Source organism: Chitinimonas sp., assembly GCF_041904975.1.
In the GTDB taxonomy this organism is placed as follows: Bacteria; Pseudomonadota; Gammaproteobacteria; order Burkholderiales; family Chitinimonadaceae; genus Chitinimonas.
The window spans coordinates 1-1,564 of sequence record NZ_JAYRLZ010000459.1 but is presented as its reverse complement, the minus strand read 5'-3'; the positions used below and the strand labels follow the sequence as shown (position 1 = coordinate 1,564).

Genomic DNA, 1,564 nt, shown 5'->3' with positions numbered 1-1,564 from the left:
GAGCGCTTGCGATTCGCCGCCGTCAGGCGGAGGCTGACTACTTGTCAGGTACGGTTGAGTAGTTTCGTCCCATCTGGGCGCAACTCGCCTTTTGGGGAAATGTGTCGGTACAGGGTCTGTCGCGTGATGCCGAGTTCCTGGCACAGGTCGCCGACCTTGGTTTCGGGCTGGCACATTGCCGCCATCGCCAGGCGCAGCTTGGCGGCCGTCATCTTGAACGGCCGGCCACCTTTCCGACCGCGCGCCCGTGCCGAGGCCAGGCCCGCCACGGTGCGCTCGGCGATCAGTTCGCGCTCGAACTCGGCCAGCGCGGCAAAGATGCCGAAGACCAGCTTGCCGGCGGCCGTCGTGGTGTCGATGGTCGCACCGTGGCCGGTCAGCACCTTCAGTCCGACACCACGGCCGGTCAGGTCGTGGACGGTATTGATCAGGTGGCGCAGGTCACGCCCGAGCCGGTCCAGTTTCCACACCACCAGCGTATCCCCCTCGCGCAGCGCCTTTAGGCAGCTCGCCAAGCCAGGGCGGTCTTCGCGCTTGCCAGACGCCTGATCCTCGTAAAGTTGGGTGGGATCGACGCCAGAAGTGACTAGCGCATCGCGCTGCAAGTCGGTGGCCTGTGAGCCGTCTGCCTTCGATACCCGCATGTAGCCAATCAGCATCTTGCACCTGTCACATATACGTTCGATTATGTGACAGTGTGAACCGGAAAGTTCTGGTCGTCAAAATTTGTCACTTAACCCGTCATTCTGTCTAAGACATGCAAAGGGCTCATCAGGCTCGTAATGTGACAAAAATTCCGTGGGGATGCCTTCCTTTGCGAAGGTGGCGCGCAACTGTTCCAGGGAAGCGGGGTCGCGCCGACCATAGGAAGCCAACGCGAACAGCGAGCGTGCCGTCTCGGGGTCGTGCCGCGCTTCAATGATGGCCTCATCGATGGCCTGGATTGCCCGTTGCCAGTGATCGACGGGTTCGGGCTTCGGCGTTTTCGCCGACAGGCCACTGGTGAAACCGGTTTGGGGTTCGGACCAGAACAGCTTTGCATGCTCGCCCGGCGGGCTTATATCCCTCACCTCAATCAAGCTGATTGCCGTTGCCGCCGCCTCCAGCATCTGCAACCGTATTGCCGGGTTCAGGGTTTCATACGGTCGCCACAGACTTTGCCCAGCACGCAGCGGATGCCCGCAGCCTTGCCAGACTTGGCGGAGATACCCCGCGTAGGTTCCGCACGCCGAAAGCGGGGTGTTCAGCTCATCGAGCAGCGTGCGTAGCAGTCGAAACCACAATCCAGCGTGGATGCGTCGGCACGGCAGTTCCACATGGCCGGTCGTCAGTGCCTGCCAGGTACGCCGGTCCATCACTGCAATCGCGTCGCTGGCGGTGCGCGACGCAGTGTCGGCGTTCTCCCAGCCGAGAAACCGCCCAGGCACGCCCCAATAGGATTCCAGCCAGCAGCCATGCAGCGGGCAGCTCAGCATCAGGGGCAGCTTCCATGCAAGCAGTACGGCTTGGTTTGCCGGGTCGTTCAGACAGAGCGGGCAGGCGCGATGTATCGGCTGGCTGGGCA

At 62.4% G+C, this 1,564-nt stretch carries 2 protein-coding genes; both read right to left on the bottom strand.

Annotation, left to right across the window (positions count from 1 at the left end; genetic code table 11):
• Window positions 1-44 precede the first annotated feature (44 nt).
• Window positions 45-659: a recombinase family protein gene (locus ACE3OH_RS22145; RefSeq protein WP_374358450.1), complete on the bottom strand. Its 615-nt coding sequence runs from the start codon at window positions 657-659 to the stop codon at window positions 45-47.
• A 60-nt stretch (window positions 660-719) separates the two neighbouring features.
• A partial coding sequence (locus tag ACE3OH_RS22140) for a TniQ family protein (protein WP_374358447.1) occupies window positions 720-1,564 on the bottom strand: 845 nt, incomplete at its 5' end.

Coding starts and splice junctions, on each gene's coding strand:
- ACE3OH_RS22145 (WP_374358450.1), bottom strand. CDS start 659: ATGCTGATTGGCTACATGCGGGTATCGAAGGCAGACGGCTCACAGGCC.